Consider the following 22,406-nt stretch of genomic DNA (forward strand, 5'->3'; position numbering starts at 1 on the left):
AGGGCGCCGCAGCGCGAAACGATCAATCCCCATTTACATCGACTCAGTCAAGGAATTGCCATGCGTGTGGCGGAAGTCGTTCGCAATACCAGCGAAACGCAGATCCGTGTGAAGCTCAATCTCGACGGCACGGGCCAGCAGAAGCTGGCCACCGGCGTGCCGTTCCTCGACCATATGCTCGACCAGATCGCGCGACACGGTCTGGTCGATCTCGAGGTTGAAGCGCATGGCGATACGCATATCGACGACCACCACACGGTCGAGGATGTCGGCATCACGCTCGGCCAGGCCGTCGCGAAGGCGATCGGCGACCGCAAGGGCATCCGCCGCTATGGCCATTCGTACGTGCCGCTCGACGAGGCGCTGTCGCGCGTCGTGATCGACTTCTCCGGCCGGCCGGGCCTCGAATTCCACGTGCCGTTCACGCGGGCGCGGATCGGCACGTTCGACGTCGACCTGTCGATCGAATTCTTCCGCGGTTTCGTGAACCACGCGGGCGTCACGCTGCACATCGACAACCTGCGCGGGATCAACGCGCACCATCAGCTCGAAACGGTGTTCAAGGCCTTCGGCCGTGCGCTGCGCGCGGCGGTGGAGCTGGACGAGCGTGCGGCGGGGCAGATCCCGTCGACGAAGGGCAGTCTCTGAACCTGAACTGACCGGACGGCGCGTCAAGGACAACCTCACGGCTTCGGCGCGCGGCGCCGGCTTGCGATGGATCTGCTCAAATCGTTCATCTCGCTGCTGGCGCTGATCAACCCGGTCGGCGCGGTGCCGTTCTTCCTGAGCCTGACGGCGCAGCAGACGGATGCCGAGCGGCGGCGCACGATCCGGATCGCGTCGGTGTCGGTGTTCTGCGTGATCACGGTGACGACGCTGCTCGGGCAGCAGATCATCGACTTCTTCGGCATTTCGGTCGGGTCGCTCGAAGTGGGCGGCGGGATCATCATGCTGCTGATGGCGATCAACATGCTGAACGCGCAGATCGGCAACACGCGATCGACGCCGGAGGAGCGCCACGAGGCCGAGCTGAAGGACAACATCGCGGTCGTGCCGCTGGCGATTCCGCTGCTCACGGGCCCCGGCTCGATCAGCACGGTGATCATCTATGCGGCGAACTCGCATCACTGGTATGAGCGGGCCGGGCTGGTCGCGATCGGCGCGGTCCTGGCTTTTCTGTGTTTCGTCGCGATGCGGCTCGCCGAGCCGATCGCGAACTGGATCGGCCGCACGGGCATCAACATCGCCACGCGGCTGATGGGTCTGATGCTGTCGGCGCTGGCGGTGGAATTCATCGTCAATGGACTGAGGGCGCTACTGCCTGCACTGAGATGAAAACTTCGATTGCGATTGTGGATTATGGGATGGGCAACCTGCGCTCGGTCGCGCAGGCGCTCAAGAAGGCCGAGCCGGCCGCCGAGGTGGCGATCGTCGACACGCCGGCCGCGATCCGCGCGGCCGACCGTGTCGTGCTGCCCGGCCAGGGCGCGATGCCCGACTGCATGCGCAGCCTCGGCGAATCGGGCCTGCAGGAGGCCGTGATCGAGGCCTCGCGCACCAAGCCGCTGCTCGGCGTGTGCGTCGGCGAGCAGATGCTGTTCGACTGGAGCGCGGAAGGCGACACCAAGGGCCTCGGCCTGTTGCCCGGCAAGGTCGTGCGTTTCGCGCTCGACGGCCGCCTGCAGGACGACGGCTCGCGCTTCAAGGTGCCGCAGATGGGCTGGAACCGCGTGCGCCAGTCGCAGCCGCACCCGCTGTGGGACGGCGTGCCCGACGACGCGTATTTCTACTTCGTGCACAGTTATTACGTCACGCCGGACAACCCGGCGCATACGGTTGGCGAAACGGCCTATGGCGCGCCGTTTACGTCCGCGGTCGCGCGGGACAACCTCTTCGCGACCCAATTCCACCCCGAGAAAAGCGCGGAGGTCGGGTTGCGTCTGTATCGCAACTTCGTACACTGGAAACCGTGAAACGTGGTGCGCGAGCCACAGTCGATCTGGCCGAACGGCCTGTCGCACGGCGCGCTCGCGCCTAAGCGCCGAAAGAGTTGTACTAAACTAGCGAGACGGCGCGGTACCGGATTGGCCGGTACGCGCCGGATTCTTTTCTTTTTCCACGACGACACCCGATTGCTATGTTGCTGATTCCGGCCATCGACCTCAAAGACGGTCAGTGTGTGCGCCTCAAACAGGGCGATATGGACCAGGCCACGATTTTTTCCGAGGACCCGGCGGCGATGGCCCGCAAGTGGGTCGATCTCGGCGCCCGGCGGCTCCATCTCGTCGACCTGAACGGCGCGTTCGCCGGCAAGCCGAAGAATCTCGAGGCGATCGAAGCGATCCTCGACGAGGTCGGCGATGAAATTCCCGTCCAGCTCGGCGGCGGCATCCGCAGCCTCGAGACGATCGAGAAGTATCTCGACGCCGGCCTGTCCTACGTGATCATCGGTACGGCCGCGGTGAAGAACCCCGGCTTCCTGCAGGACGCATGCACCGCGTTCTCCGGCAACATCATCGTCGGCCTGGACGCGAAGGACGGCAAGGTCGCGACCGACGGCTGGAGCAAGCTGACCGGCCACGAAGTGATCGACCTTGCGCGCAAGTTCGAGGACTACGGCGTCGAATCGATCGTCTACACGGACATCGGCCGCGACGGGATGCTGCAGGGCATCAACATCGAGGCGACCGTGAAGCTCGCGCAGGCAGTCGGCATCCCCGTGATCGCCAGCGGCGGCCTGTCGAACCTCACGGACATCGAGAACCTGTGCGAAGTCGAGGAGCACGGCGTCGAAGGCGTGATCTGCGGCCGTGCGATCTACTCCGGCGATCTCGATTTCGCGGCCGCGCAAAAGCGCGCGGACGAACTGAACGGCGAACTCGACAACGCGTAAGCGCGGTTGTCCCGCTCGCCGGGGCTGCCTGCAGGCGGCCCCGACCGGAAGCCTCGCGCGAGGCTTTCCGCAACCGGCCGTCCCATCGCGGCATTTGGCGCAACATCATGGCTCTAGCTAAACGCATCATCCCCTGCCTGGACGTGACTGCCGGGCGTGTCGTCAAGGGCGTCAACTTCGTCGAGCTGCGCGATGCCGGCGATCCCGTCGAAATCGCCCGCCGCTACGACGACCAGGGCGCCGACGAACTGACGTTCCTCGACATCACCGCGACGTCCGACCAGCGCGACCTGATCCTGCCGATCATCGAAGCCGTCGCGTCGCAGGTCTTCATTCCGCTGACCGTCGGCGGCGGCGTGCGCGCCGTCGAGGACGTGCGGCGCCTGCTGAACGCGGGCGCGGACAAGGTCAGCATGAATTCGTCGGCGGTCGCGAACCCGCAGCTCGTGCGCGACGCGGCCGACAAGTACGGCTCGCAGTGCATCGTCGTCGCGATCGACGCGAAGCGCGTGTCGGCCGATGGCGAGACGCCGCGCTGGGAAGTCTTTACGCACGGCGGCCGCAAGAATACGGGCCTCGACGCGATCGAATGGGCGCGCAAGATGGCCGACCTCGGCGCGGGCGAGATCCTGCTCACGAGCATGGACCGCGACGGCACCAAGTCGGGCTTCGACCTCGCGCTCACGCGCGGCGTGTCGGACGCGGTGCCGGTGCCGGTGATCGCATCGGGCGGTGTCGGCTCGCTGCAGCACCTGGCCGACGGCATCAAGGACGGCCGCGCCGACGCGGTGCTGGCCGCGAGTATCTTCCACTACGGCGAGCACACGGTCGGCGAGGCGAAGCGCTTCATGGCCGACCAGGGCATCCCGGTGAGGCTGTGATGAATACGGAATCGAATGCATTGCCCGCGTGGCTCGACAAGGTCCGCTGGGACGACAACGGCCTCGTGCCGGTGATCGCGCAGGAAGCGTCGACGAACGACGTGCTGATGTTCGCGTGGATGAACCGCGAGGCACTGGCGAAGACGATCGAGACGCAGCGCGCGGTCTACTATTCGCGCTCGCGCAAGCGCCTGTGGTTCAAGGGCGAGGAGTCGGGCCACGTGCAGCACGTGCACGAGGTGCGGCTCGACTGCGACGAGGACGTCGTGCTGCTGAAGGTCGAGCAGGTGTCGGGCATCGCGTGCCACACCGGCCGGCATTCGTGCTTCTTCCAGAAATTCGAAGGCACCGTCGACAGCGGCGACTGGGTCGCGGTCGAACCGGTGCTGAAAGATCCCGAACACATCTACAAATGACGCAATCGACCGAAGACACGCTGCTGCGCCTCGCGGCCGTGATCGATAGCCGCAAGGGCGGCGATCCCGATCAATCGTACGTATCGCGCCTGTTCCACAAGGGCGACGACGCGGTGCTGAAGAAGATCGGCGAAGAGGCGACGGAAGTCGTGCTGGCCGCGAAGGACGTGCGCCAGGGCGGCGCGCCGACCGCGCTCGTCGGCGAGGTGGCCGACCTGTGGTTCCACTGCCTCGTGATGCTGTCGCATTTCGACCTGAGCCCGGCCGACGTGATCGCCGAGCTCGAGCGCCGCGAAGGGCTGTCGGGTATCGAGGAGAAGGCCCTGCGCAAGCGTCGCGAGCGCGAGGAAAACGGCGGTTGACAGGCCCTTGTCGCGGGATGGCCACAGTGCGGTAAGCTGTAAGAATTGTCATCTAACGGGGGTAGCATCATGACCGATACGCCAAGCCAGTTTCCGCCGCCGTCGGTGCCGGGGGCCGCGGACGCCGAGCGCCTGAACGGGCTGCGCACGCTGACTCACGTGCTCTACGGCCTCTATGCGTTTCATTGGCTGACGGGCGGCGTCACGGGCATCATCGCGATCATCATCAACTACGTGAAGCGCGACGATGTGGCCGGTACGCCGTATGCGGCCCACTTCGAGTGGCAGATCCGCACGTTCTGGCGCGCGCTGATCGCCTACGTGATCGGGTTCGCGCTGATGTTCGTGGTGGTCGGATTCGCAGTGATGTTTGTCACATGGATCTGGACGCTGTACCGTATCATCAAGGGTTGGCTGTACCTGAACGACAACAAGCCGCTCGATCCGCAGGCCTGGTTCTGACCGGCCGCGCTCGGGCGTCTGCAGGAGCAACATGAGTCACGATCCGAATTGCCTGTTCTGCAAGATCGCGGCAGGCGAGATCCCGAGCACGAAGGTGCACGAGGATGACGAATTCGTCGCGTTCCGCGACATCCGCCCGGCGGCCGAGACACACGTGCTCGTGATTCCGCGCCAGCATCTGCCGACGCTGTCGGCGGCGAGCGATGCCGATGCACCGATGCTCGGCCGGCTGATGCTGCTCGTCTCGCGTCTCGCCGGCCAGCTCGGCGTCGCATATATGGGCGGCGAAACCGGTTTCCGTACGGTGATCAACACGGGCCCGGGCGGCGGGCAGGAGGTCTACCACCTGCACGCGCATATCCTGGCCGGCCCGCGCCCCTGGCAGCGGATGGGTTGACGGCGCGGGGCGTTTCCCCGCATCGATGGTCGAAGCCGGCGCGTTGCCGGCGATTTACGCCGCATCGCGGCGTGGTTGAGGAGAGGTTTCATCATGGGTGGATTGAGCATTTGGCACTGGCTGATCGTGCTGCTGATCGTCGCGCTGGTTTTCGGTACGAAGAAGCTGCGCAACATCGGCAACGATCTCGGCAGCGCCGTGAAGGGTTTCAAGGACGGCATGAAGGACGGCGAAGCACCGGCGGACGCGCAGCAACTGCCGCGTGCGGGCTCGGTCGACGTCAACGCGAAGGAAACGACGCGTTCCGACTCGAACAAGGCGTAACGCCGGTACGCTGACAGGCATTCGCGATGCTGGATCTCGGTCTTTCGAAGATGGCGCTGATCGGCGTCGTCGCGCTCGTGGTGCTCGGCCCCGAGCGCCTGCCGCGCGTTGCGCGCACGGCAGGCGCGCTGTTCGGCCGTGCGCAGCGGTACATCAACGACGTGAAGGCCGAGGTCTCGCGCGAAATCGAACTCGACGCGTTGCGCACGATGAAGACCGATTTCGAGGCGGCCGCGCGCAATGTCGAGACGACGATTCACGACAACCTGCGTGAGCACGAGAAGGATCTGAACGACACGTGGCATTCCGCGGTCGGCGGTCTCAACGAAGCGGCGGGCGACGCCGGTTCGATCGGTTCCGGCATGCCTGCCACGCCGTCGTGGCGCGGCAGTACGGCCGCGCTCGCGCCGAAGCGCCGCAACTGGCGCGTCAAGCAGGCGGCTGCGCCTGCCTGGTACAAGCGCGCGACCACCCGCCGTACGCACGTGCAGTCGGGCGCCGCGCGTGTCGCGCGCCACCAGCCGGCCAGCCTGCGCCGGCCGACGCGCTTCTTCTGAGCCGAGCGCATGCTCGCTCGTCAATCCTACCGAGGGCCGGTGTGAGCGACCCCCAGCAGAACCCGGGCGACGCCCCGGAAGAAACCTTCATTTCCCATCTCGTCGAGCTTCGCGATCGCATCATTCGCGCGGGCGCGGCCGTGATCGTCGTGTTCCTCGGGCTCGTCTACTGGGCGCCCGACATCTTCCGGCTGCTCGCGCGGCCGCTGATGGAGAACCTGCCGAAGGACGGCAAGATGATCGTCACCGACGTCACCGGCTCGTTCTTCGTGCCGATGAAGGTCACGATGCTCGTCGCGCTCGTGATCGCGCTGCCGATCGTGCTGTACCAGATCTGGGCGTTCGTCGCGCCCGGCCTGTACCAGCACGAGAAGAAGCTCGTTGCGCCGCTCGTCGGCAGCAGTTACCTGCTGTTCCTGTGCGGGATGGCGTTCGCGTACTTCCTCGTGTTTCCGACGATCTTCCGCGTGATGGCGCACTACAACGCGCCGCTCGGCGCGGAAATGACCACCGACATCGACAACTACCTGAGCTTCGTGCTCGGGATGTTCATCGCGTTCGGGGTGACGTTCGAGGTGCCGATCGTCGTCGTGCTGCTCGTCCGGATGGGCGTGCTGTCGCTGAAGAAGTTGAAGGAGATGCGTCCGTACGTGATCGTCGGCGCGTTCGTCGTCGCGGCGGTCGTCACGCCGCCGGACGTGTTCTCGCAACTGATGCTCGCCTTGCCGCTGGTCGTGCTGTTCGAGATCGGGCTGCTGGCGGCGCGGTTCTTCGTGCCGAAGAAGCCGGCCGAGGAAGGCGAGGCGGAGAACGGCGAAGCCGCCAGTTGACGGCAGCGCACCGGGCGGCGCGTGGGTGGCCGGACATCCGGGTGCCGGGCTTGAGCGAAACCCGGTGGCGTAGTCGGTCGGTAAGCGGAGGATGGGGCCATCTGCCCGGCAACACTGGTCTTTCGAGACAAAGCAAAAGGGCAGCCAACCGGCTGCCCTTTGTCATTTCCCGACGGTGTCCGGGCATGCGGCCGCGCGCCGCTCGCCCGACGTCACTCGGTATCGCTGTCCTGCTCGTCGAGCGCCTGCTTCGGCGGCGGCGGGCGCTTGCCGATCACCACGTTCAGGTCGAATGCCTTGCCCTTGCGCACGACGTGCACCTTGGTCGCCGTGCCGGGCTTGATTTGCGCGACGGTGTTCAGCAGCTTCGTGGTGTCGGTGATCTCGTCGCCGTTGACCGAGATCAGGATGTCGCCCGGCTTGATGCCGGCCTTGTCGGCCGGGCCGCCCTGCAGCACGCCGGCGACGATCGCGCCCGATTTCTGCGTCAGCCCGAACGACTCGGCGATCTCCGGCGTGACGTCTTGGGGCTCGACGCCGATCCAGCCGCGCGTGACCGAGCCCGTCGTGATGATGCTTTCCAGCACCGTGCGCGCGGTCGACACGGGGATCGCGAAGCCGATGCCGAGCGAGCCGCCCGAACGCGAGTAGATCGCGGTGTTGATGCCGAGCAGGTTGCCGTTCACGTCGACCAGCGCGCCGCCCGAGTTGCCGGGGTTGATCGGCGCATCGGTCTGGATGAAGTTCTCGAACGTGTTGATGCCGAGGTGGTTGCGGCCCAGCGCGCTGATGATCCCCATCGTGACCGTCTGGCCGACGCCGAACGGGTTGCCGATCGCGAGCACGACGTCGCCGACCCGCGACTGGTCGGAGCGGCCGAGCGTGATCGTCGGCAGGTTCGTCATGTTGATCTTCAGCACGGCGAGATCGGTTTCGGGATCGCTGCCGATCACCTTCGCGGTGGCCGTGCGGCCGTCGGCGAGCGCGACTTCGATCTGGTCGGCGCCGTCCACGACGTGCTGGTTCGTTAGAATGTAACCTTCAGGGCTCACGATAACGCCCGAGCCAAGGTTGGCGGCCGGTTCGTCCTGCTGCTTGCGGGCGTTGCGGTCGCCGAAGAAGTAGCGGAACAGCGGATCTTTCGCGCGCGGGTCGGGCGGCAGCGAGCCGTCCTTGCTGGAGAACACGTTGACGACGGCCGGCATCGCCTTTTGCGCGGCTTCGGCGTACGACGTGGTCGCCGGTGCGCCGCCGATGCCCGGCGCGACTTCGCGCAGCGCGACGATCGGCGTGGCGAGCTGCTTGCCGAGCTGTCCTTGCCGTTGCAGCCATTGCGGCTTGAGCGTCACGACGATGAACATCAGCGCGAGCAGCACGGTAACCGCCTGCGCGAAGAACAGCCAGAAGCGTCTAAGCATCTGAATGGATTAGAGGTTTATATGGATCGGATCGAACTTGAATTGTACTTGAACAATACCCTTGAAACCGCGCGCTTCAAGGACTATTGCCCGAATGGCCTCCAGGTCGAGGGGCGTCGCAAGATCGACAAGATCGCGACCGGCGTGACGGCGTCGGTCGCGTTTCTCGAAGCCGCGCTCGAATGGGGGGCAGATGCCGTGCTGGTCCATCACGGCTATTTCTGGCGCAACGAGCCGCCGCAGATCACGGGCCGCAGGTACCAGCGCCTGAAGCTGCTGCTCGCGAACGACCTTAACCTGTTCGCGTTCCACCTGCCGCTCGACGCGCATCCCGAATTCGGCAACAACGCGCAGCTCGGCGACCGGCTCGGCCTGATCGGCGAGCAGCGGTTCGGCGAAGGCGACCTCGGCTGGATGGCGACGCTGCCGATGCCCGTCACGCTCGAGCACTTCGTCGCGAAGGTCGAGCGCACGCTTGGCCGCACGCCGCTCGTACTCGGCGATCCGGACATGCAGCTGCGCCGCATCGCGTGGTGCACGGGCGCCGCGCAAAGCTATTTCGACGCGGCGATCGACGCCGGCGCGGACGTGTTCCTGACCGGCGAGGTGTCCGAATACGTGACGCATACGGCGGCCGAGAGCGGTGTCGCGTTCGTTGCGGCAGGGCACCATGCGACCGAGCGCTACGGAATCCAGGCACTTGGCGCCCACTTGTCCGAAGAATTCGATATCGAACACCTTTTTATCGATATCCATAACCCGGTCTGAATGCCGGATTTGCGGCAGCGCATCGAAATTTCGCAATGTAGCAAACGCTTAAAAGCGAAATGATTTAATCGCTCCGATAGTGGGGGGAAACCCTTAACTATCAATCACTTCGAAGGGATTTTCATCTCCGGGCCTTGTAAATGGCGACTCCATTCGCGCAAACTAGCGGCGGAATGAAAAGTCGTGACGGAAAATCCAACTCAGAAGTGGGGCGTGTGATGCGAGACAAGGAAGAGAAACGCGTCGACAGCGGCCGCCGTACCTGGCTGATTGCGACATCCGTAGCAGGTGGCGTGGGAGGCGTAGCCACCGTCATACCTTTCGCGGCGTCGCTTGCGCCGTCCGCGAAAGCGAAAGCGGCCGGTGCACCGGTCGAAGTCGACATCAGCGGGCTGAAGCCTGGTGAAATGGTCACGGTGCCGTGGCGCGGCAAGCCGGTGTGGATCCTGAACCGCACCGACGCGATGCTCGCCGATGTGGTCAAGGCCGACAAGGAAGTGGCCGATCCGACCACCGAAAAGCCTTATACGATGCCGTTGCCCGCGTATTGCGCGAACGAATATCGCGCGCGGGCCGATCGCAAGAACATTCTCGTCGTGATGGCCGTGTGTACGCACCTCGGCTGCACGCCAAGCCAACGCTTCACGCCGGGTCCGCAGCCGAACCTGCCGGACGACTGGCCGGGCGGTTTCCTCTGCCCGTGCCATGGTTCGACCTACGACCTCGCCGGCCGTGTGTTCAAGAACAAACCGGCGCCTCAGAATCTCGACATCCCGCCCTACATGTTCACGTCGGCAACGACCCTCGTGATCGGCAAGGACGAGAAAGGAGAAGCGTGATGGCTGACAACAAGGAAGTCTCCACGACAGGTCTCACCGGCTGGATCGATCAGCGCTTTCCGCTCACGTCCACCTGGAAGAAGCACGTTTCCGAGTACTACGCGCCGAAGAACTTCAACTTCTGGTACTTCTTCGGCTCCCTCGCGCTGCTGGTGCTGGTCAACCAGATCGTCACCGGCATCTTCCTGACGATGAACTACAAGCCCGACTCGACGCTCGCGTTCGCGTCGGTCGAGTACATCATGCGCGAGGTGCCGTGGGGCTGGCTGATCCGCTACATGCACTCCACGGGCGCGTCGATGTTCTTCGTGGTCGTCTACCTGCACATGTTCCGCGGGCTGCTCTACGGGTCGTACCGCAAGCCGCGCGAGCTGGTGTGGATCTTCGGCTGCGCGATCTTCCTGTGCCTGATGGCCGAGGCGTTCTTCGGCTACCTGCTGCCGTGGGGCCAGATGTCGTTCTGGGGCGCGCAGGTGATCGTGAACCTGTTCTCGGCGATCCCGTTCGTCGGCCCGGACCTGTCGCTGTGGATTCGCGGCGACTACGTCGTGTCGGACGTCACGCTGAACCGCTTCTTCGCGTTCCACGTGATCGCGATTCCGCTCGTGCTGGTCGGCCTCGTGATCGCGCACCTCGTCGCGCTGCACGAAGTGGGCTCGAACAACCCGGACGGCATCGAGATCAAGGCGAAGAAGGACGAGAACGGTATTCCGCTCGACGGCATCCCGTTCCACCCGTACTACTCGGTGCACGATTTCCTCGGCGTGTGCGGGTTCCTGATGGTGTTCGCGCTGATCGTGTTCTTCTCGCCGGAGATGGGCGGCTACTTCCTCGAGGCGAACAACTTCGTCCCGGCGAACCCGCTGCAGACGCCGCCCGAGATCGCGCCGGTCTGGTACTTCACCGCGTTCTACGCGATGCTGCGCGCGACCACCGACCCGTTCAAGATCGTGCTGATGATCGTGATCGCGCTGCTCGGCGTGCTCGCGCTGATCCGCGCGCGCGGCAAGTGGAAGGTCGGCCTGCCGGTGCTGGCCGCGGCGATCGTCGTGTTCATGTACCTGACGGAGTCGAAGTTCTGGGGCGTCGTCGTGATGGGTTCCGCGGTGGTCTCGCTGTTCTTCCTGCCGTGGCTCGACCGCAGCCCGGTGAAGTCGATCCGCTACCGGCCGCTGTTCCACAAGGTGTTCCTCGGGATCTTCGTCGTGGCGTTCCTGACCCTCGGGTTCCTCGGCACGCGGCCGCCATCGCCGGCTTCGACGCTGATCGCGCAGGCCTGTGCGCTGATCTACTTCGCGTTCTTCCTCGGCATGCCCGTCTGGACGCCGCTTGGCACGTTCAAGCAGCCGCCGGAGCGGGTGCGCTTCAAGCCCCATTAACGTGAGCGAGGAGAGAACGACATGAAGAAACTGCTTTCGACACTCGCGCTGATCGGGGCGACCGCGTGTGCGCTGCTGGTGGCGCCGGCGGTTCGGGCGGAAGGTAATTTTCCGCTCGACCGGGCGCCCGATAACACGGAAAATCTCGTTTCGCTTCAGCACGGCGCGCAATTGTTTGTAAACTATTGCCTGAACTGCCACAGCGCGAACCTGATGCGCTACAACCGTCTGACGGATCTGGGCATATCCCAGAAGGAGATCGAAAAGAATCTCCTGTTCACGACCGACAAGGTCGGCAATACGATGTCCGTCGCGATGCGGCCCGAAGACGCGAAGAACTGGCTCGGCACCTCGCCGCCCGACCTGTCGGTCGAGGAGCGCGCGCGCGGCCGCGACTGGCTGTATACGTATCTGCGGAGCTTCTACCGCGACGATACACGGCCGAGCGGCTGGAACAACGCGGTGTTCGAGAACGTCGGCATGCCTCATGTACTGTGGCAGCTGCAGGGGCAGCGCACCGCCAAATTCGAAGACAAGACGGACGAGGAGACGGGCGAGAAGGTCCATACGCTCGTCGGCTTCCAGCAGGTCACACCGGGGACACTGTCCGCGGTGGATTATGATTCTGCGGTTGCCGACCTGGTGGCGTACATGACCTGGATGTCCGAGCCGGCTCAGCAGACCCGCAAACGCCTCGGCGTATGGGTGCTGATCTTTCTCGGTGTCCTGACTTTCCTGGCCTGGCGGCTCAATGCCGCGTACTGGAAAGATATCAAGTAATCACGCCTGACCGGCGTGGGGCCGGCGCAAGGTGGAACCCCGGAAGGGGCTCGCCGCGTGCCGGCCCTCGGCTTTTTTGAGGAAACGCAAACATGATGGTTCTGTATTCCGGCACAACTTGCCCGTTCTCCCAGCGTTGCCGGCTGGTGCTGTTCGAGAAGGGCATGGACTTCGAAATCCGTGACGTCGACCTGTTCAACAAGCCGGAAGACATTTCGGTGATGAACCCGTACGGTCAGGTGCCGATCCTGGTCGAGCGCGACCTGATCCTGTACGAATCGAACATCATCAACGAGTACATCGACGAGCGCTTCCCGCATCCGCAACTGATGCCGGCCGACCCCGTGCAGCGCGCACGTGCACGTCTGTTCCTGCTCAACTTCGAGAAGGAGCTGTTCGTCCACGTCAGCACGCTCGAGAACGAGAAGGGCAAGGCAGCGGAGAAGAACCACGAGAAGGCACGCCTCGCGATCCGCGATCGCCTGACGCAGCTCGCGCCGATCTTCGTGAAGAACAAGTACATGCTCGGCGAGGAATTCTCGATGCTCGACGTCGCGATCGCGCCGCTGCTGTGGCGTCTGGATCACTACGGCATCGAGCTGTCGAAGAACGCAGCGCCGCTGATGAAGTACGCCGAGCGGATCTTCAGCCGTCCGGCCTACATCGAAGCACTGACGCCGTCCGAAAAGGTCATGCGTCGTTGATGGTGCAATGAGTGCATGACGGAGAGGGCGGCGCGGCGTGCCGCGCCCCCGCTCCGGGTTCGAGGATTGTGATGCAAGAGATTTCAACGAAGCCTTATCTGCTGCGCGCGTTGTACGAGTGGTGCACCGATAACGGTTACACGCCGCATATCGCGGTGAGGGTCGACAACTCGACGCGCGTGCCGCGTCAGTTCGTGCGTGACGGCGAGATCGTGCTCAACATCAGCTTCGAGGCGACGAGCCAGTTGCAGATGGGCAACGAGTGGATCGAGTTCACGGCCCGGTTCTCCGGGAAGGCGCACAAGATCGAGATTCCGGTTGCCAACGTGCTCGCGATCTATGCGCGCGAGAACGGGCAGGGCATGGCGTTCCAGGTCGATGCGGTCGCGGGCGAAGGCGCGGATTCAGGTGCGTTCGACGATGAAGCCGCGCAGACGGATGATGCGCAGCGCGACGAGTCGCCTGTTGCGTTGACGCCGGTTGCCGACAGCGGCGCGAACGAGGAACCCTCCGAAGGCGCCGACGAGCCGCCGAAAACCGACGGCGATGGCGACGGTTCAAAAGGTGGCAGCAGACCTCGCCTCAAGATCGTGAAATGAGGTAGAATCTCGCGCTACGCCGGCTTAGCTCATCTGGTAGAGCAGTTGATTTGTAATCATCAGGTGGCGGGTTCGAGTCCTGCAGCCGGCACCACATTGAACGAAGGGCCGGGAGGTTTTGCCTCCCGGCCCTTTGTCGTTTCTGCGTTCACTTTACCGGCTCGCGGGTTGTCGCTGGTTCCGTGTGGCGACATATAGCTCGGTTCATCGTTTTGGCATTGAATGTAGCGGCACGTTCGTGGGCGAATGTTGCCGGCTTCATGACAGTCGGTCCGACTCGCCTCAATACGGGCGCGCCGTTCGTAGCGTTGAACGATCCACTTCGGCATGCAGAAGGCCTCAGAACGGAAGGGGTTCTTCGTGCCCGCCAGTTCTCTGGTTTGCGCAGGACCATTTGGCCAAGAGCATCGAGCTCGAGAAGAGCACAACGCAAGACCTCAATAACGCGTTTCACATTACCTTTGCCTAGAAAAAGAAAAATGCAGATCGTTAAGACGTGGTGCGTCACTGTCCTGGTTTCAGTGCTGGCCGGTGGCAGCGCTGCCGCATTTTCCCGACCGTCTGCGCAAGACTGCCTGACGCAAGCCGAGGTCCGGCAGATGGATCGCGACTTCTGGGCGACATTTCCGTCGCCGGACGGTTTCGCCGCGTACGCAGCGCCGAAGTTTTCGCTGGGTACCAACATCACGGAACTGTCGCGGTCGCTTGCGGCCACGACGAGCGGTCCGGCACGGGCGCGCGCCGTTGCCACATTCCTTGCGCAGCATCCGGACGTGTTCGGGACGTTCAAGAATGCGCATGACGCGGCCTATGTGTACTATCCCGGACGCGATCACAGTCCTGATGCCGTGCTTACGTCGTCAACGTTCCCTGTCGGGCAGTGCGTTTCCGAATTCAATTACTCGATCGATACAAGCCGTGCCCGGTGCGAGGCCGGGCAGCGCATTCGCGCATACAGTCTGTCGTTCATCAAGGACAAGGGACGCGTGATGCTGCAAACAGGTGTGCTCGGGCTCGACGCCTGCAATTGAACCGCGCGCCAGCGAACGGCATGGCTGCAGTGTCATCCTGGTTCAGCGCATGGAGGCAGATACCATCACATCTGCCTGAACAACCCCGCATACGCCCGACTGACCGGCAGCATCTCCCGCTGCCCATGCACGCGGATCCGCAACCGTCCCAACAGATCGCGCTCGACACGATCGATCGCTGCGTACGCAACGATCACGCCGCGATGCACCTGCGCGAACCGCGCCGGATCGAGCCGCTGCATCAGTTCCTTCAGCGGCGTGCGAATCACGAGCCGTTCGCCTGCCGTGACGACTTCCGTGTATTTCTCCGACGCCTGGAAGTACAGCACGTCGTCGACCGAGACGAGCCGTGTCGCATCCTTGACGCCTACCGTCAACCAGCGGATCGGCGCCGTGTCCCGCGCTTGCGCCGCCTGCGTGAGCGCATCGGCCTGCGCAAGCGCCGGCCCGCCGCGCTGCAGCTTCGCGATACAGCGCAGCAGCCGCTCGTCGGTCACCGGTTTCAGCAGGTAGTCGACCGCCGCACGATCGAACGCGTCGACCGCGTATTCGTCGTAGGCCGTGACGAACACGACGTGCACGTCGGGTGCCAGCGCCGCGAGCTTCAGCCCGTCGATGCCGGGCATCCGGATGTCGAGAAACGCGATGTCCGGGCGCGGCGACGCGTTCAGCGCAGCCAGCGTTTCGATGCCGTTGCGCGGCATCGCGACGATATCCAGTTCCGGCCAGAGCTGATCCAGCCGCTGCGCGAGGGAGGTGGACAGGTTCGGTTCGTCGTCGGCGATGAGAGCGGTCGGCATGTCAGTCGATCGGAATCAGCAGGGTAGCGGCGACGCCACGCGCGGCGGCGGCGTTCGTCTCGACGCAGACACGGCCGCGCTCGCCGTGCAGCGTCCGGATGCGCGCTGCGACGTTGGCGAGCCCGACGCCGCCGTGCAGGCGCGAGTCGCCTTTGCCGAGGCCGACGCCCGTATCGATCACGTTCAGTTCCAGGCTGTCGCCACGCATCCTGCCGCGAATCACGATCACACCGCCGTCGATCGACGGCTCGATCCCGTGCAGCAGCGCATTCTCGACGAGCGGTTGCAGCAGCAGCGGCGAGAACGGCAGCGCATGCAGATCCGCGGGCACGTCGATCGCATAGGAAAGCCGCTCGCCGAGCCGGATCGACGCGATCTTCAGCAACGCGTCGACGAGCTCGAGCTCCTCGCCGAGCGTCGACGTCGCATCGCGCGTGCGTCGCAGGCTCGCACGCAAGTAGCGGTTCAGGCTGTCGAGCATCGTCGACGCGCGCGCCGGATCGCGCTCGATCAGGCTCTGCACGTTCGCGAGCGTATTGAACAGGAAGTGCGGCTCGATCTGCGCCTGCAGCAGCGCCAGGCGCGCGGCCGTCTCGGCCTGGCGTGCCTCGGCGGCTTCGCGGCGCTCGGTCTCGAGCGTCGCGCGCATGCGCATCGACTGCAGGAACAGCGACACGCACACGAACAGGATCGCCGAGATGAGAAACGACGGCCCGTAGTTGTCCCACGTGCCGATGCGGGCGCGCCCGAACACGTGCGGCACGTTTCCGCTGATGATCGCTGCCGTGATCTCGAAACCGATGAGCACGCTGGCCGGTGCGATCACGATAGCCTTGAGCGCGAGCCCCGGCTTGCGCGGCAGGAGCCAGTCGGCGGCGTGACTGAGCAGCAGCGCGGAGAAACCGATCGCGTTGGCGACGACGAGGTCGGGCAACAGCGGTTCCTGGAAATGGAGTGCCCAGAAACCCAGGCCGACTACCGAGTTGAAGCACGCGAACGCGAGCAGTGCGGCCGGATCGCGCAACAATCGCGGTGCCGCGCTGGCGGGGGGCGGCGAAATCGGCGAAGGGTCGGACGTGGCTCGCATGGTGTCGGGTGAGGAGGGCGCGCGATGCGCTGATGGTCTTGACCTTACTGCCGGGCGGGCTGACTGCGCACGCATTGCGACGAACGGTGCGCGGCCGCGACGAAGCGCGTCGGCTGCCGACGGTTGGCCGGTTTCCGTCACGAGTGTAGTGGAAGGGGCTGCGGAAGGACACCAGGCGCGGCCGGTGTCGTGTCGAGCATGAAGCGCCGGCCTTTCGGTTCGGAAGTCACCGGCCGCCGGATTCTCGGGCACATCGGTCTTCTCGATCAGCCGAACGATCATCGCCGCGACGCGCCACTCGTCCGCGAATTTCGGCCGCCCGTCGCAAGCCCCGCCGTCTGTCGGGATCGGGCAGTACGGTATTGCCGTGTCCACTCCGATCAGGCGACTCCGACCATGTCCGCGCTCCTCCACCTGAAGCCTTACGTGTACGTGATGTTCTGCGTGCTGCTCTATATCGGCATCAAGCGCTGTTTCCCGCGCGAGGTGCCGGCTGTCCGACCGCTGATCTCGCCGGTCGCGTTCGGGATGCTCGGCATCGTCAGCCTGAACGGGCGCTTTCCGCATGCGGGCATCGACGCGAACGCAGTCGCGCTGGCGGCCGTCCTGGGCGGCGCGGCGCTGGGCTGGCTGCACGCAAGCCGGTGGCGGCTCGCGTTCCGTCCGGCCTCGTCGGGTCTGCGCGTGCGCCTGCCCGGCGATGCGAGCCTGCTCGCCACGCTGATGCTGACGTTCGTCGCCGAAACCGGCATCCATTACGCGGTCGCCGTGCATGCGCCGTGGGCGGCGACGGGCGGCTTCGTGATGCTGTCGTTCGCGGTATGGGGCGTGCTCATCGGGATGACACTCGGGCGCGCGGTGAACGTGGTCGTGCGCTGCATGCGCCATGCGAGCGGATCGAAGCAGGGGAGTTTCCCGTATTCGGTCGATCCGCGATGACGGGGTGCGAAACGCCCGGCGAGCGGGCAACTGACGGCCTGACAGGGGATGCGGCCCGTCTTCGTCAATCGTGGCGGCCTCGAACCGAAACGGCGCGTGACGTGCACCGATTTGCGCCCCGTTTTCCTGTCACGGTCGCGTCATGGGGGGCCCATAACGTTGCACGTTCCCGTCGTGGCGGCACTGCCGGACCGGGAACGTGCGCAACCCGCTCGCGACGACGTGCCCGCGTCGCAGGTGGGGGCCGACCGGGATCTCGCTCCCGGCGGCGCAGCGGTCATGCATCGCGCCATTTCATTCGAAAATACGATCGACGACGGTTCGAACCGGGCCGCGGACGATCAGGAGACAGGGACCATGCTGAGTCCGCATGAATTCTCGATGCTGTTGCGCGTCGCGCGTGCGCCGGACAGCGTCGATCCGTCGAATCCGGCCTTCGCCGTGCTGGTCGAGAAGCGGCTGGTCGACGATACGCAGGTGCGAATGAATGCCGTGGCCGCGCGCCCGGCGCTGACACCAATCGGCCAGATGCTGCTGGCGCGCTTCGACGAAGCGGCTTGAGGGGAGGCGTCACGCCTTCGTCGAGACGAAGGGCGTGACGCGTTGAAGCGCCGGGCCGCTTACTGCGCGACCGGGACGGTCACGTCGCTGCCGAACCAGTGCATCGAGATCTTCTTCAACGTGCCGTCCTTGTGCAGCGAGTCGAGCGCGTCGTTGATCGCTTTCTCGAACTTCGGGTTGCCCTTGCGGAACGGGATCGCCATTTCCTGCTTGCCGCCGTTCAGCACCGCGCCCGCGCGCAGCGGCAGGTTCGACGTCTTGATCATGTACGGCAGCATCAGGCGGTCGTCGAGCGTCGCCTCGATCCGGCCCGCGGCGAGGTCGCGCAGCTTCTCCGGCGCGCCCGGATACGTCTGCACCTCGATGCCGGGCACGGTGCGCGCCATCTGGTCATAGTTGGTGCCGAGCGTCACGCCGAGCTTCTTGCCCTTGAAGTCGTCGAGCGACTTGAAGTTGCGCGTGTCGTCCTTGCGCTGGATCAGCTGCGCTGCCGAGTACGTGTACGGCTGGCTGAAGTCGAGCGCTTCCTTGCGCTGCGGCGTGATCGTGACCTGATTGACGATCACGTCGAACTTGCCGGCCTGCAGGCCCGCGATGATGCCGCTCCATTCGGTCGGGACGAACTGCGTCTTCACGCCGAGCTTGCCGGCGACCGCGTTCGCGACGTCGACGTCGAAGCCTTCGAGTTGCCCAGACGTGCCGCGCGAGTTGAACGGCGGATACGTGCCTTCGAGGCCGACGCGCAGCACGCCGGCTTTCTTCACTGAATCGAGCAGGTCGTCCGCGTGCGCGGCAACGGCCGTGAAACCGAGGGCCGACGCAAGCAGCAGGCCCGACAGCAGGAACTTCGAACGTTTCATCGCAGATCTCCAGTGGTCAGCGTGGTGTGGGTGAGCGCCGGCGCCGGGTGGGGCGCGGCGGGCCGCAAGACGGGCACGTAGACACTACTCGCAACCGGGCCGCGCCGGAAGTCGAATTGGCCCTGATTGAAAGCGATTTCATCGATGTGCGGCACGGCGGGCGTGGTTGCCGTCCGCCAGCGTGGCACGCGGGCGGGTCGGATTCTGCTCGTTTAAATCAGGTCAGATTCGAGAGTTTGCGAAGTTTTGTCTGTAAAATCGCGCGAGCAAAATCGAATGCTCGCGCCATCCGAGGGCGTGTCAAAAGAAAAAAGGCCGTTCATGAACATGCAGAACACAATCGCCGCGTTGCGCGGCGGATTGCTTCAGCAGGACCGGTTGCTGAAGCTCGATACGCCATTGGGGGCCAACGTCCTGACCGTTCAGCGGGCAGTCGGTCGCTCACGTATTGGGCGCGCATACGAGTTCACGCTCGACGTGCTGTCGACCGACAGCGATGTGGAACTTAAAAAGCTGATCGCCCAGCCCGTCACGTTGTGGATCCAGCAAGGCGATCTTGGTTACCGGCCGATCAATGGCTATGTGCATACCGCGCGCCGGCTCGGTGACGACGGTGGGCTCACGACCTATCAGCTCGCGTTCGCCGATTTCACCCACTTCCTGAAGTTTCGTCGCGATCAGCGTCTCTGGAACGACACGACCGTCGACCAGATCATCAGCGACGTGCTGAACCAGCACCCGCAGGCGCAGGGGCATTTCCGCTTCGCGCTGTCGAAGCCCTTGCCGAACCGCTCGTACACGCGACAGCACGATACCGACTGGCATTTCGTGCATCGGCTGATGGAGAGCGAAGGGCTCTACAGCGCATGGCAGCAGGCCGACAACGGCAAGTCGCATACGCTCGTGATCACCGACAACCTGCAGGCGTTCGCCCCGCTGTCGCCGGAAACCGTGCGCTTTTATCGCGGCGACGCGGCCAGCGAACCCGACGCGTTCACGCAATGGTCGGGTACGCGCACGCTGCAGAGCGTGACGCGTACGACGCGCACGTTCGACTACAAGAATCCTTCGCAGCCGTCGAACCCGAAAGGCACGTCGCTGCCGACGATGGGCGGCCAGGGCGAGTTGCCGGATCAACTCGAAGTTTACGAGTACACGGGCGCCTACACCTATCTCGACCAGACGCGCGGCGACCATCTGACGAAGATCAAGATGGAGGAGTGGGAGTCGCGGGCGAAGCGTTTCCATGCCGCGGGCGGGGTGCGCGCGATCGATGCCGGCCGGCGCTTCACGCTGGCCGACCATCCCGAGCACGATCGTGATCCCGCGGATCAGCGCGAATTCGCCGCGATCGAGGTGGCGTGGTGGATCGAGAACAATCTGCCCGTCGCAAGCGACAGCGCGGACTTTCCGTACAGCCTGCGCGAAGCGTTGACGCAGGCACAGGACAACTACGGTACCGATCCCGCGTTTCGCGTGCAGCACGACGACGGATCGGCCGGGTTCTATCTCGTCGAAGTCGAAGCGCAGCGCGTGAGCGTGCCGTATCGCAGCCCGTTCGAACATCACAAGCCGGAGATGCATCTCGAGACGGCGATCGTCGTCGGGCCGCAGGGCGAGGAGGTCTATACCGACGAGTTGAACCGGATCCGCGTGCAGTTCGTGTGGGACCGCCTGAATCCGGGTAACGAGAACGCGTCGTGCTGGGTGCGCGTCGTGCAGTCGGATACGGGCGGCGGCTACGGCGGCGTGCATGTGCCGCGCATCGGCGAGGAAGTGCTGATCGATTATGTGGGCGGCGACTGCGACCGGCCGCTCGCGGTCGGGCGCGTGTACAACGGTGCGAACCAGCCGCAATGGCATACCGACGGGATCCTGTCCGGGTATCGGTCGAAGGAGTATTCGGGCGGCGGCTACAACCAGCTCGTGATGGACGACGCGACCGGGCAGAACCGCGTGCAGCTGATGAGCAGCAGCGCGAACAGCCTGCTGCATCTGGGCTACATCATCGACCAGAACGGCAATTCGCGCGGGTCGTACCTCGGCAGCGGGTTCGACCTGCGCTCGGATGCGTATGGCGCGGTGCGGGCGAGCCAGGGCCTGTACGTGACGACGCACCCGAAGGCGGCGAACAGCCAGCCGCTCGACGTGAAGGAAGCGCAGCAGCAGCTCGTGACGGGCGAGAGCCTCGTCGAGGCGATGTCGGGCGTGAGCGAGCAGCATCAGGCGGAAAGCCTGAAGGACGCGCAGGACACGATGCGCGCGTTCACGGATGCGACGCAGGACAGCGCATCGGGTAGCGCGTCGGGCGGGCGTACGGCAGGCGGCGGCACCGGTAACGCGAACGCGTTCAAGGAGCCGGTGATGCTGTTCGGCAGCCCGTCGGGGATCGGGATGTCGACGCAGCAGTCGGTACATGTGGTCGCGAACGATCACGTGAACGTGGCGAGCGGGCAGAGTGTGCACGTCGCGGCGGGCAAGTCGCTGATCGGGAGCATCGGGCAGAAGCTGAGCCTGTTCGTACAGAACGCGGGGATGAAGCTGTTCGCGGGCAAGGGCAAGGTGGAGATCCAGGCGCAGTCGGACAACATCGAGGTGACCGCGCAGAAGGCGGTGAAGGTGGTGTCGGCGACGGACCGGATCGAGATCGCGGCTGATCAGGGGATCCTGCTGACGAGCGGCGGCGGGTATATCCGCATTCAAGGCGGGAACATCGAGATTCATACGCCGGGTGCGGTGGATGTGAAGGGGGCGTCGCATACGTTCGCGGGGCCGGCGAGCATGGGGTATCCGTTGCCGAGCCCGCGGCCCGATCAGCCGGGGCAGTTGGAGTTGTTGCATACGTACGGGAACGGCCAACCGGTGAAGGGCGGTTTGTTCTCGGTGTTCGATGCGAATGGCGGGCTGTTGAAGAAAGGAGCGCTCGATAACAACGGGCACATGATCGTGAGCGGCCTGCCACCGGGGGCGGTGCAGGTGAAGTTCGGGGAGGATCCCCGCTCGCAGGATCAGCAGTCGAGCCGGTTCGATGTGGCGCCGTGGCCGGCCAATCCGGCGCCGGCGGCAGGCGCCGCGGAAACCGCGCAGGCGCAGCTCGGTTCGTTTTTGTCGGCAGCAGGCGGTGCCGCCGGCGCGCTGACGGGCCTGGCCGGTGCGGCGACGCAGGGTGGCGCGGCGCTGGCGAAGGCCGCCGTTGGTCAAGGCGTGGGCATGGCGCAGCAGGCGGTAGGCGGCATGTTGCCGGCGGGTGCGTCGAATGCACTGGGTGCGGCGAAAACGGTCGCGGGATTGGCGAGCTCGGCGTCGCAGGGCGGAGCCGCGTTGGCGAAGGCGGTGGCAGGCCAGGGCCTCGGTATCGCACAGCAGGCTGCGGCCAATATGCTGCCGGCGGGAGCGCAGGCGGCGCTGTCGCAAGCGGGCCAGTTGAGTGCCGCCGCTCAGCAGGTCAGCGGTCTCGCGCAGACGGCGCGTAGCGCCGCAGCCGTGCTGAAAATGAGCTGAGCATCGCCCCTTTCACCT

At 64.9% G+C, this 22,406-nt stretch carries 26 protein-coding genes and 1 tRNA gene; 23 read left to right on the forward strand and 4 right to left on the reverse strand.

What is annotated here, in order from left to right; genetic code table 11:
• Nucleotides 1–60 precede the first annotated feature (60 nt).
• The 12 genes from hisB to tatC all read left to right on the forward strand — a co-directional run bounded on the left by hisB (nucleotide 61) and on the right by tatC (nucleotide 7,122).
• The gene (gene hisB / locus CFB41_RS01850) at nucleotides 61–648 is read left to right on the forward strand and encodes an imidazoleglycerol-phosphate dehydratase HisB (protein WP_011350728.1); all 588 of its coding nucleotides are present in this window, start codon (nucleotides 61–63) and stop codon (nucleotides 646–648) included.
• 66 nt (nucleotides 649–714) lie between these two features.
• Nucleotides 715–1,335, forward strand: coding sequence for a YchE family NAAT transporter (locus CFB41_RS01855; RefSeq protein ID WP_039366649.1), 621 nt, complete (start codon nucleotides 715–717; stop codon nucleotides 1,333–1,335).
• Complete coding sequence (gene hisH, locus CFB41_RS01860; protein ID WP_089455472.1) at nucleotides 1,332–1,973, forward strand: imidazole glycerol phosphate synthase subunit HisH; 642 nt, start codon at nucleotides 1,332–1,334, stop codon at nucleotides 1,971–1,973. Before CFB41_RS01855 ends, hisH begins: the two co-directional genes overlap by 4 nt.
• Before the next feature lie 164 nt (nucleotides 1,974–2,137).
• Complete coding sequence (gene hisA, locus CFB41_RS01865) at nucleotides 2,138–2,893, forward strand: 1-(5-phosphoribosyl)-5-[(5-phosphoribosylamino)methylideneamino]imidazole-4-carboxamide isomerase (protein WP_039366646.1); 756 nt, start codon at nucleotides 2,138–2,140, stop codon at nucleotides 2,891–2,893.
• Nucleotides 2,894–3,000: 107 nt separating this feature from the next.
• On the forward strand, nucleotides 3,001–3,774 hold the full coding sequence (gene hisF / locus CFB41_RS01870; protein WP_089455473.1) for an imidazole glycerol phosphate synthase subunit HisF: 774 nt from the start codon (nucleotides 3,001–3,003) through the stop codon (nucleotides 3,772–3,774).
• Entirely contained in the window at nucleotides 3,774–4,190 is a 417-nt protein-coding gene (gene hisI, locus CFB41_RS01875; protein ID WP_089455474.1) for a phosphoribosyl-AMP cyclohydrolase, read from the forward strand. Before hisF ends, hisI begins: the two co-directional genes overlap by 1 nt.
• Nucleotides 4,187–4,552, forward strand: a complete 366-nt coding sequence (locus CFB41_RS01880) for a phosphoribosyl-ATP diphosphatase (RefSeq protein ID WP_006485344.1) — start codon at nucleotides 4,187–4,189, stop codon at nucleotides 4,550–4,552. Before hisI ends, CFB41_RS01880 begins: the two co-directional genes overlap by 4 nt.
• Before the next feature lie 69 nt (nucleotides 4,553–4,621).
• Nucleotides 4,622–5,014 carry a DUF4870 domain-containing protein gene (locus CFB41_RS01885; RefSeq protein WP_046544796.1) on the forward strand — a complete coding sequence of 131 codons (393 nt, stop codon included), beginning with the start codon at nucleotides 4,622–4,624 and terminating at the stop codon, nucleotides 5,012–5,014.
• A gap of 31 nt (nucleotides 5,015–5,045) precedes the next feature.
• The gene (locus tag CFB41_RS01890; protein ID WP_089455475.1) at nucleotides 5,046–5,411 is read left to right on the forward strand and encodes a histidine triad nucleotide-binding protein; all 366 of its coding nucleotides are present in this window, start codon (nucleotides 5,046–5,048) and stop codon (nucleotides 5,409–5,411) included.
• A 93-nt stretch (nucleotides 5,412–5,504) separates the two neighbouring features.
• A complete protein-coding gene (tatA, locus tag CFB41_RS01895; RefSeq protein WP_089439073.1) occupies nucleotides 5,505–5,735 on the forward strand; it encodes a Sec-independent protein translocase subunit TatA in 231 nt (76 codons plus the stop codon).
• A 26-nt stretch (nucleotides 5,736–5,761) separates the two neighbouring features.
• The gene (gene tatB / locus CFB41_RS01900; RefSeq protein ID WP_089439074.1) at nucleotides 5,762–6,292 is read left to right on the forward strand and encodes a Sec-independent protein translocase protein TatB; all 531 of its coding nucleotides are present in this window, start codon (nucleotides 5,762–5,764) and stop codon (nucleotides 6,290–6,292) included.
• A gap of 41 nt (nucleotides 6,293–6,333) precedes the next feature.
• Nucleotides 6,334–7,122: a twin-arginine translocase subunit TatC gene (tatC, locus tag CFB41_RS01905; RefSeq protein WP_046544799.1), complete on the forward strand. Its 789-nt coding sequence runs from the start codon at nucleotides 6,334–6,336 to the stop codon at nucleotides 7,120–7,122.
• A gap of 212 nt (nucleotides 7,123–7,334) precedes the next feature.
• Here tatC and CFB41_RS01910 read toward each other — a convergent pair whose 3' ends face one another.
• Nucleotides 7,335–8,540 (reverse strand): Do family serine endopeptidase, encoded by a 1,206-nt coding sequence (locus tag CFB41_RS01910; RefSeq protein WP_089424342.1) that lies wholly within the window; start codon nucleotides 8,538–8,540, stop codon nucleotides 7,335–7,337.
• Nucleotides 8,541–8,561: 21 nt separating this feature from the next.
• Between CFB41_RS01910 and CFB41_RS01915 the strand changes: the two genes are divergently transcribed.
• The 8 genes from CFB41_RS01915 to CFB41_RS01950 all read left to right on the forward strand — a co-directional run bounded on the left by CFB41_RS01915 (nucleotide 8,562) and on the right by CFB41_RS01950 (nucleotide 14,640).
• Nucleotides 8,562–9,308: a Nif3-like dinuclear metal center hexameric protein gene (locus CFB41_RS01915; RefSeq protein ID WP_089439076.1), complete on the forward strand. Its 747-nt coding sequence runs from the start codon at nucleotides 8,562–8,564 to the stop codon at nucleotides 9,306–9,308.
• Nucleotides 9,309–9,526: 218 nt separating this feature from the next.
• A complete protein-coding gene (gene petA / locus CFB41_RS01920) occupies nucleotides 9,527–10,147 on the forward strand; it encodes a ubiquinol-cytochrome c reductase iron-sulfur subunit (protein WP_039366620.1) in 621 nt (206 codons plus the stop codon).
• The gene (locus tag CFB41_RS01925; protein ID WP_089455476.1) at nucleotides 10,144–11,526 is read left to right on the forward strand and encodes a cytochrome bc complex cytochrome b subunit; all 1,383 of its coding nucleotides are present in this window, start codon (nucleotides 10,144–10,146) and stop codon (nucleotides 11,524–11,526) included. Before petA ends, CFB41_RS01925 begins: the two co-directional genes overlap by 4 nt.
• Nucleotides 11,527–11,547: 21 nt before the next feature.
• Entirely contained in the window at nucleotides 11,548–12,306 is a 759-nt protein-coding gene (locus CFB41_RS01930) for a cytochrome c1 (protein ID WP_039366615.1), read from the forward strand.
• Between the two features lie 92 nt (nucleotides 12,307–12,398).
• Complete coding sequence (locus CFB41_RS01935; RefSeq protein WP_006400565.1) at nucleotides 12,399–13,010, forward strand: glutathione S-transferase N-terminal domain-containing protein; 612 nt, start codon at nucleotides 12,399–12,401, stop codon at nucleotides 13,008–13,010.
• Between the two features lie 71 nt (nucleotides 13,011–13,081).
• A complete protein-coding gene (locus CFB41_RS01940) occupies nucleotides 13,082–13,609 on the forward strand; it encodes a ClpXP protease specificity-enhancing factor (protein ID WP_089455477.1) in 528 nt (175 codons plus the stop codon).
• A gap of 18 nt (nucleotides 13,610–13,627) precedes the next feature.
• A tRNA-Thr gene (locus CFB41_RS01945) sits at nucleotides 13,628–13,703 on the forward strand.
• A 385-nt stretch (nucleotides 13,704–14,088) separates the two neighbouring features.
• Complete coding sequence (locus tag CFB41_RS01950) at nucleotides 14,089–14,640, forward strand: hypothetical protein (protein ID WP_179249944.1); 552 nt, start codon at nucleotides 14,089–14,091, stop codon at nucleotides 14,638–14,640.
• Nucleotides 14,641–14,705: 65 nt separating this feature from the next.
• Here CFB41_RS01950 and CFB41_RS01955 read toward each other — a convergent pair whose 3' ends face one another.
• Both CFB41_RS01955 and CFB41_RS01960 read right to left on the reverse strand, forming a co-directional pair.
• Complete coding sequence (locus tag CFB41_RS01955; RefSeq protein WP_089455478.1) at nucleotides 14,706–15,440, reverse strand: LytTR family DNA-binding domain-containing protein; 735 nt, start codon at nucleotides 15,438–15,440, stop codon at nucleotides 14,706–14,708.
• A gap of 1 nt (nucleotide 15,441) precedes the next feature.
• The gene (locus tag CFB41_RS01960) at nucleotides 15,442–16,464 is read right to left on the reverse strand and encodes a sensor histidine kinase (protein ID WP_373558608.1); all 1,023 of its coding nucleotides are present in this window, start codon (nucleotides 16,462–16,464) and stop codon (nucleotides 15,442–15,444) included.
• Between the two features lie 459 nt (nucleotides 16,465–16,923).
• Between CFB41_RS01960 and CFB41_RS01965 the strand changes: the two genes are divergently transcribed.
• Nucleotides 16,924–17,466: a hypothetical protein gene (locus CFB41_RS01965; RefSeq protein WP_089455480.1), complete on the forward strand. Its 543-nt coding sequence runs from the start codon at nucleotides 16,924–16,926 to the stop codon at nucleotides 17,464–17,466.
• 357 nt (nucleotides 17,467–17,823) lie between these two features.
• Entirely contained in the window at nucleotides 17,824–18,027 is a 204-nt protein-coding gene (locus CFB41_RS01970) for a hypothetical protein (protein ID WP_011350748.1), read from the forward strand.
• Nucleotides 18,028–18,086: 59 nt separating this feature from the next.
• Here CFB41_RS01970 and CFB41_RS01975 read toward each other — a convergent pair whose 3' ends face one another.
• A complete protein-coding gene (locus CFB41_RS01975; protein ID WP_089455481.1) occupies nucleotides 18,087–18,887 on the reverse strand; it encodes a transporter substrate-binding domain-containing protein in 801 nt (266 codons plus the stop codon).
• A gap of 321 nt (nucleotides 18,888–19,208) precedes the next feature.
• On the opposite strand from CFB41_RS01975, the gene tssI reads away from it, so the two are divergent.
• Nucleotides 19,209–22,388 carry a type VI secretion system Vgr family protein gene (gene tssI, locus CFB41_RS01980; RefSeq protein ID WP_089455482.1) on the forward strand — a complete coding sequence of 1,060 codons (3,180 nt, stop codon included), beginning with the start codon at nucleotides 19,209–19,211 and terminating at the stop codon, nucleotides 22,386–22,388.
• The last annotated feature ends 18 nt before the right edge of the window (nucleotides 22,389–22,406 follow it).

Source organism: Burkholderia sp. AU33803, from assembly GCF_002223095.1.
Taxonomy (GTDB): Bacteria; Pseudomonadota; Gammaproteobacteria; order Burkholderiales; family Burkholderiaceae; genus Burkholderia.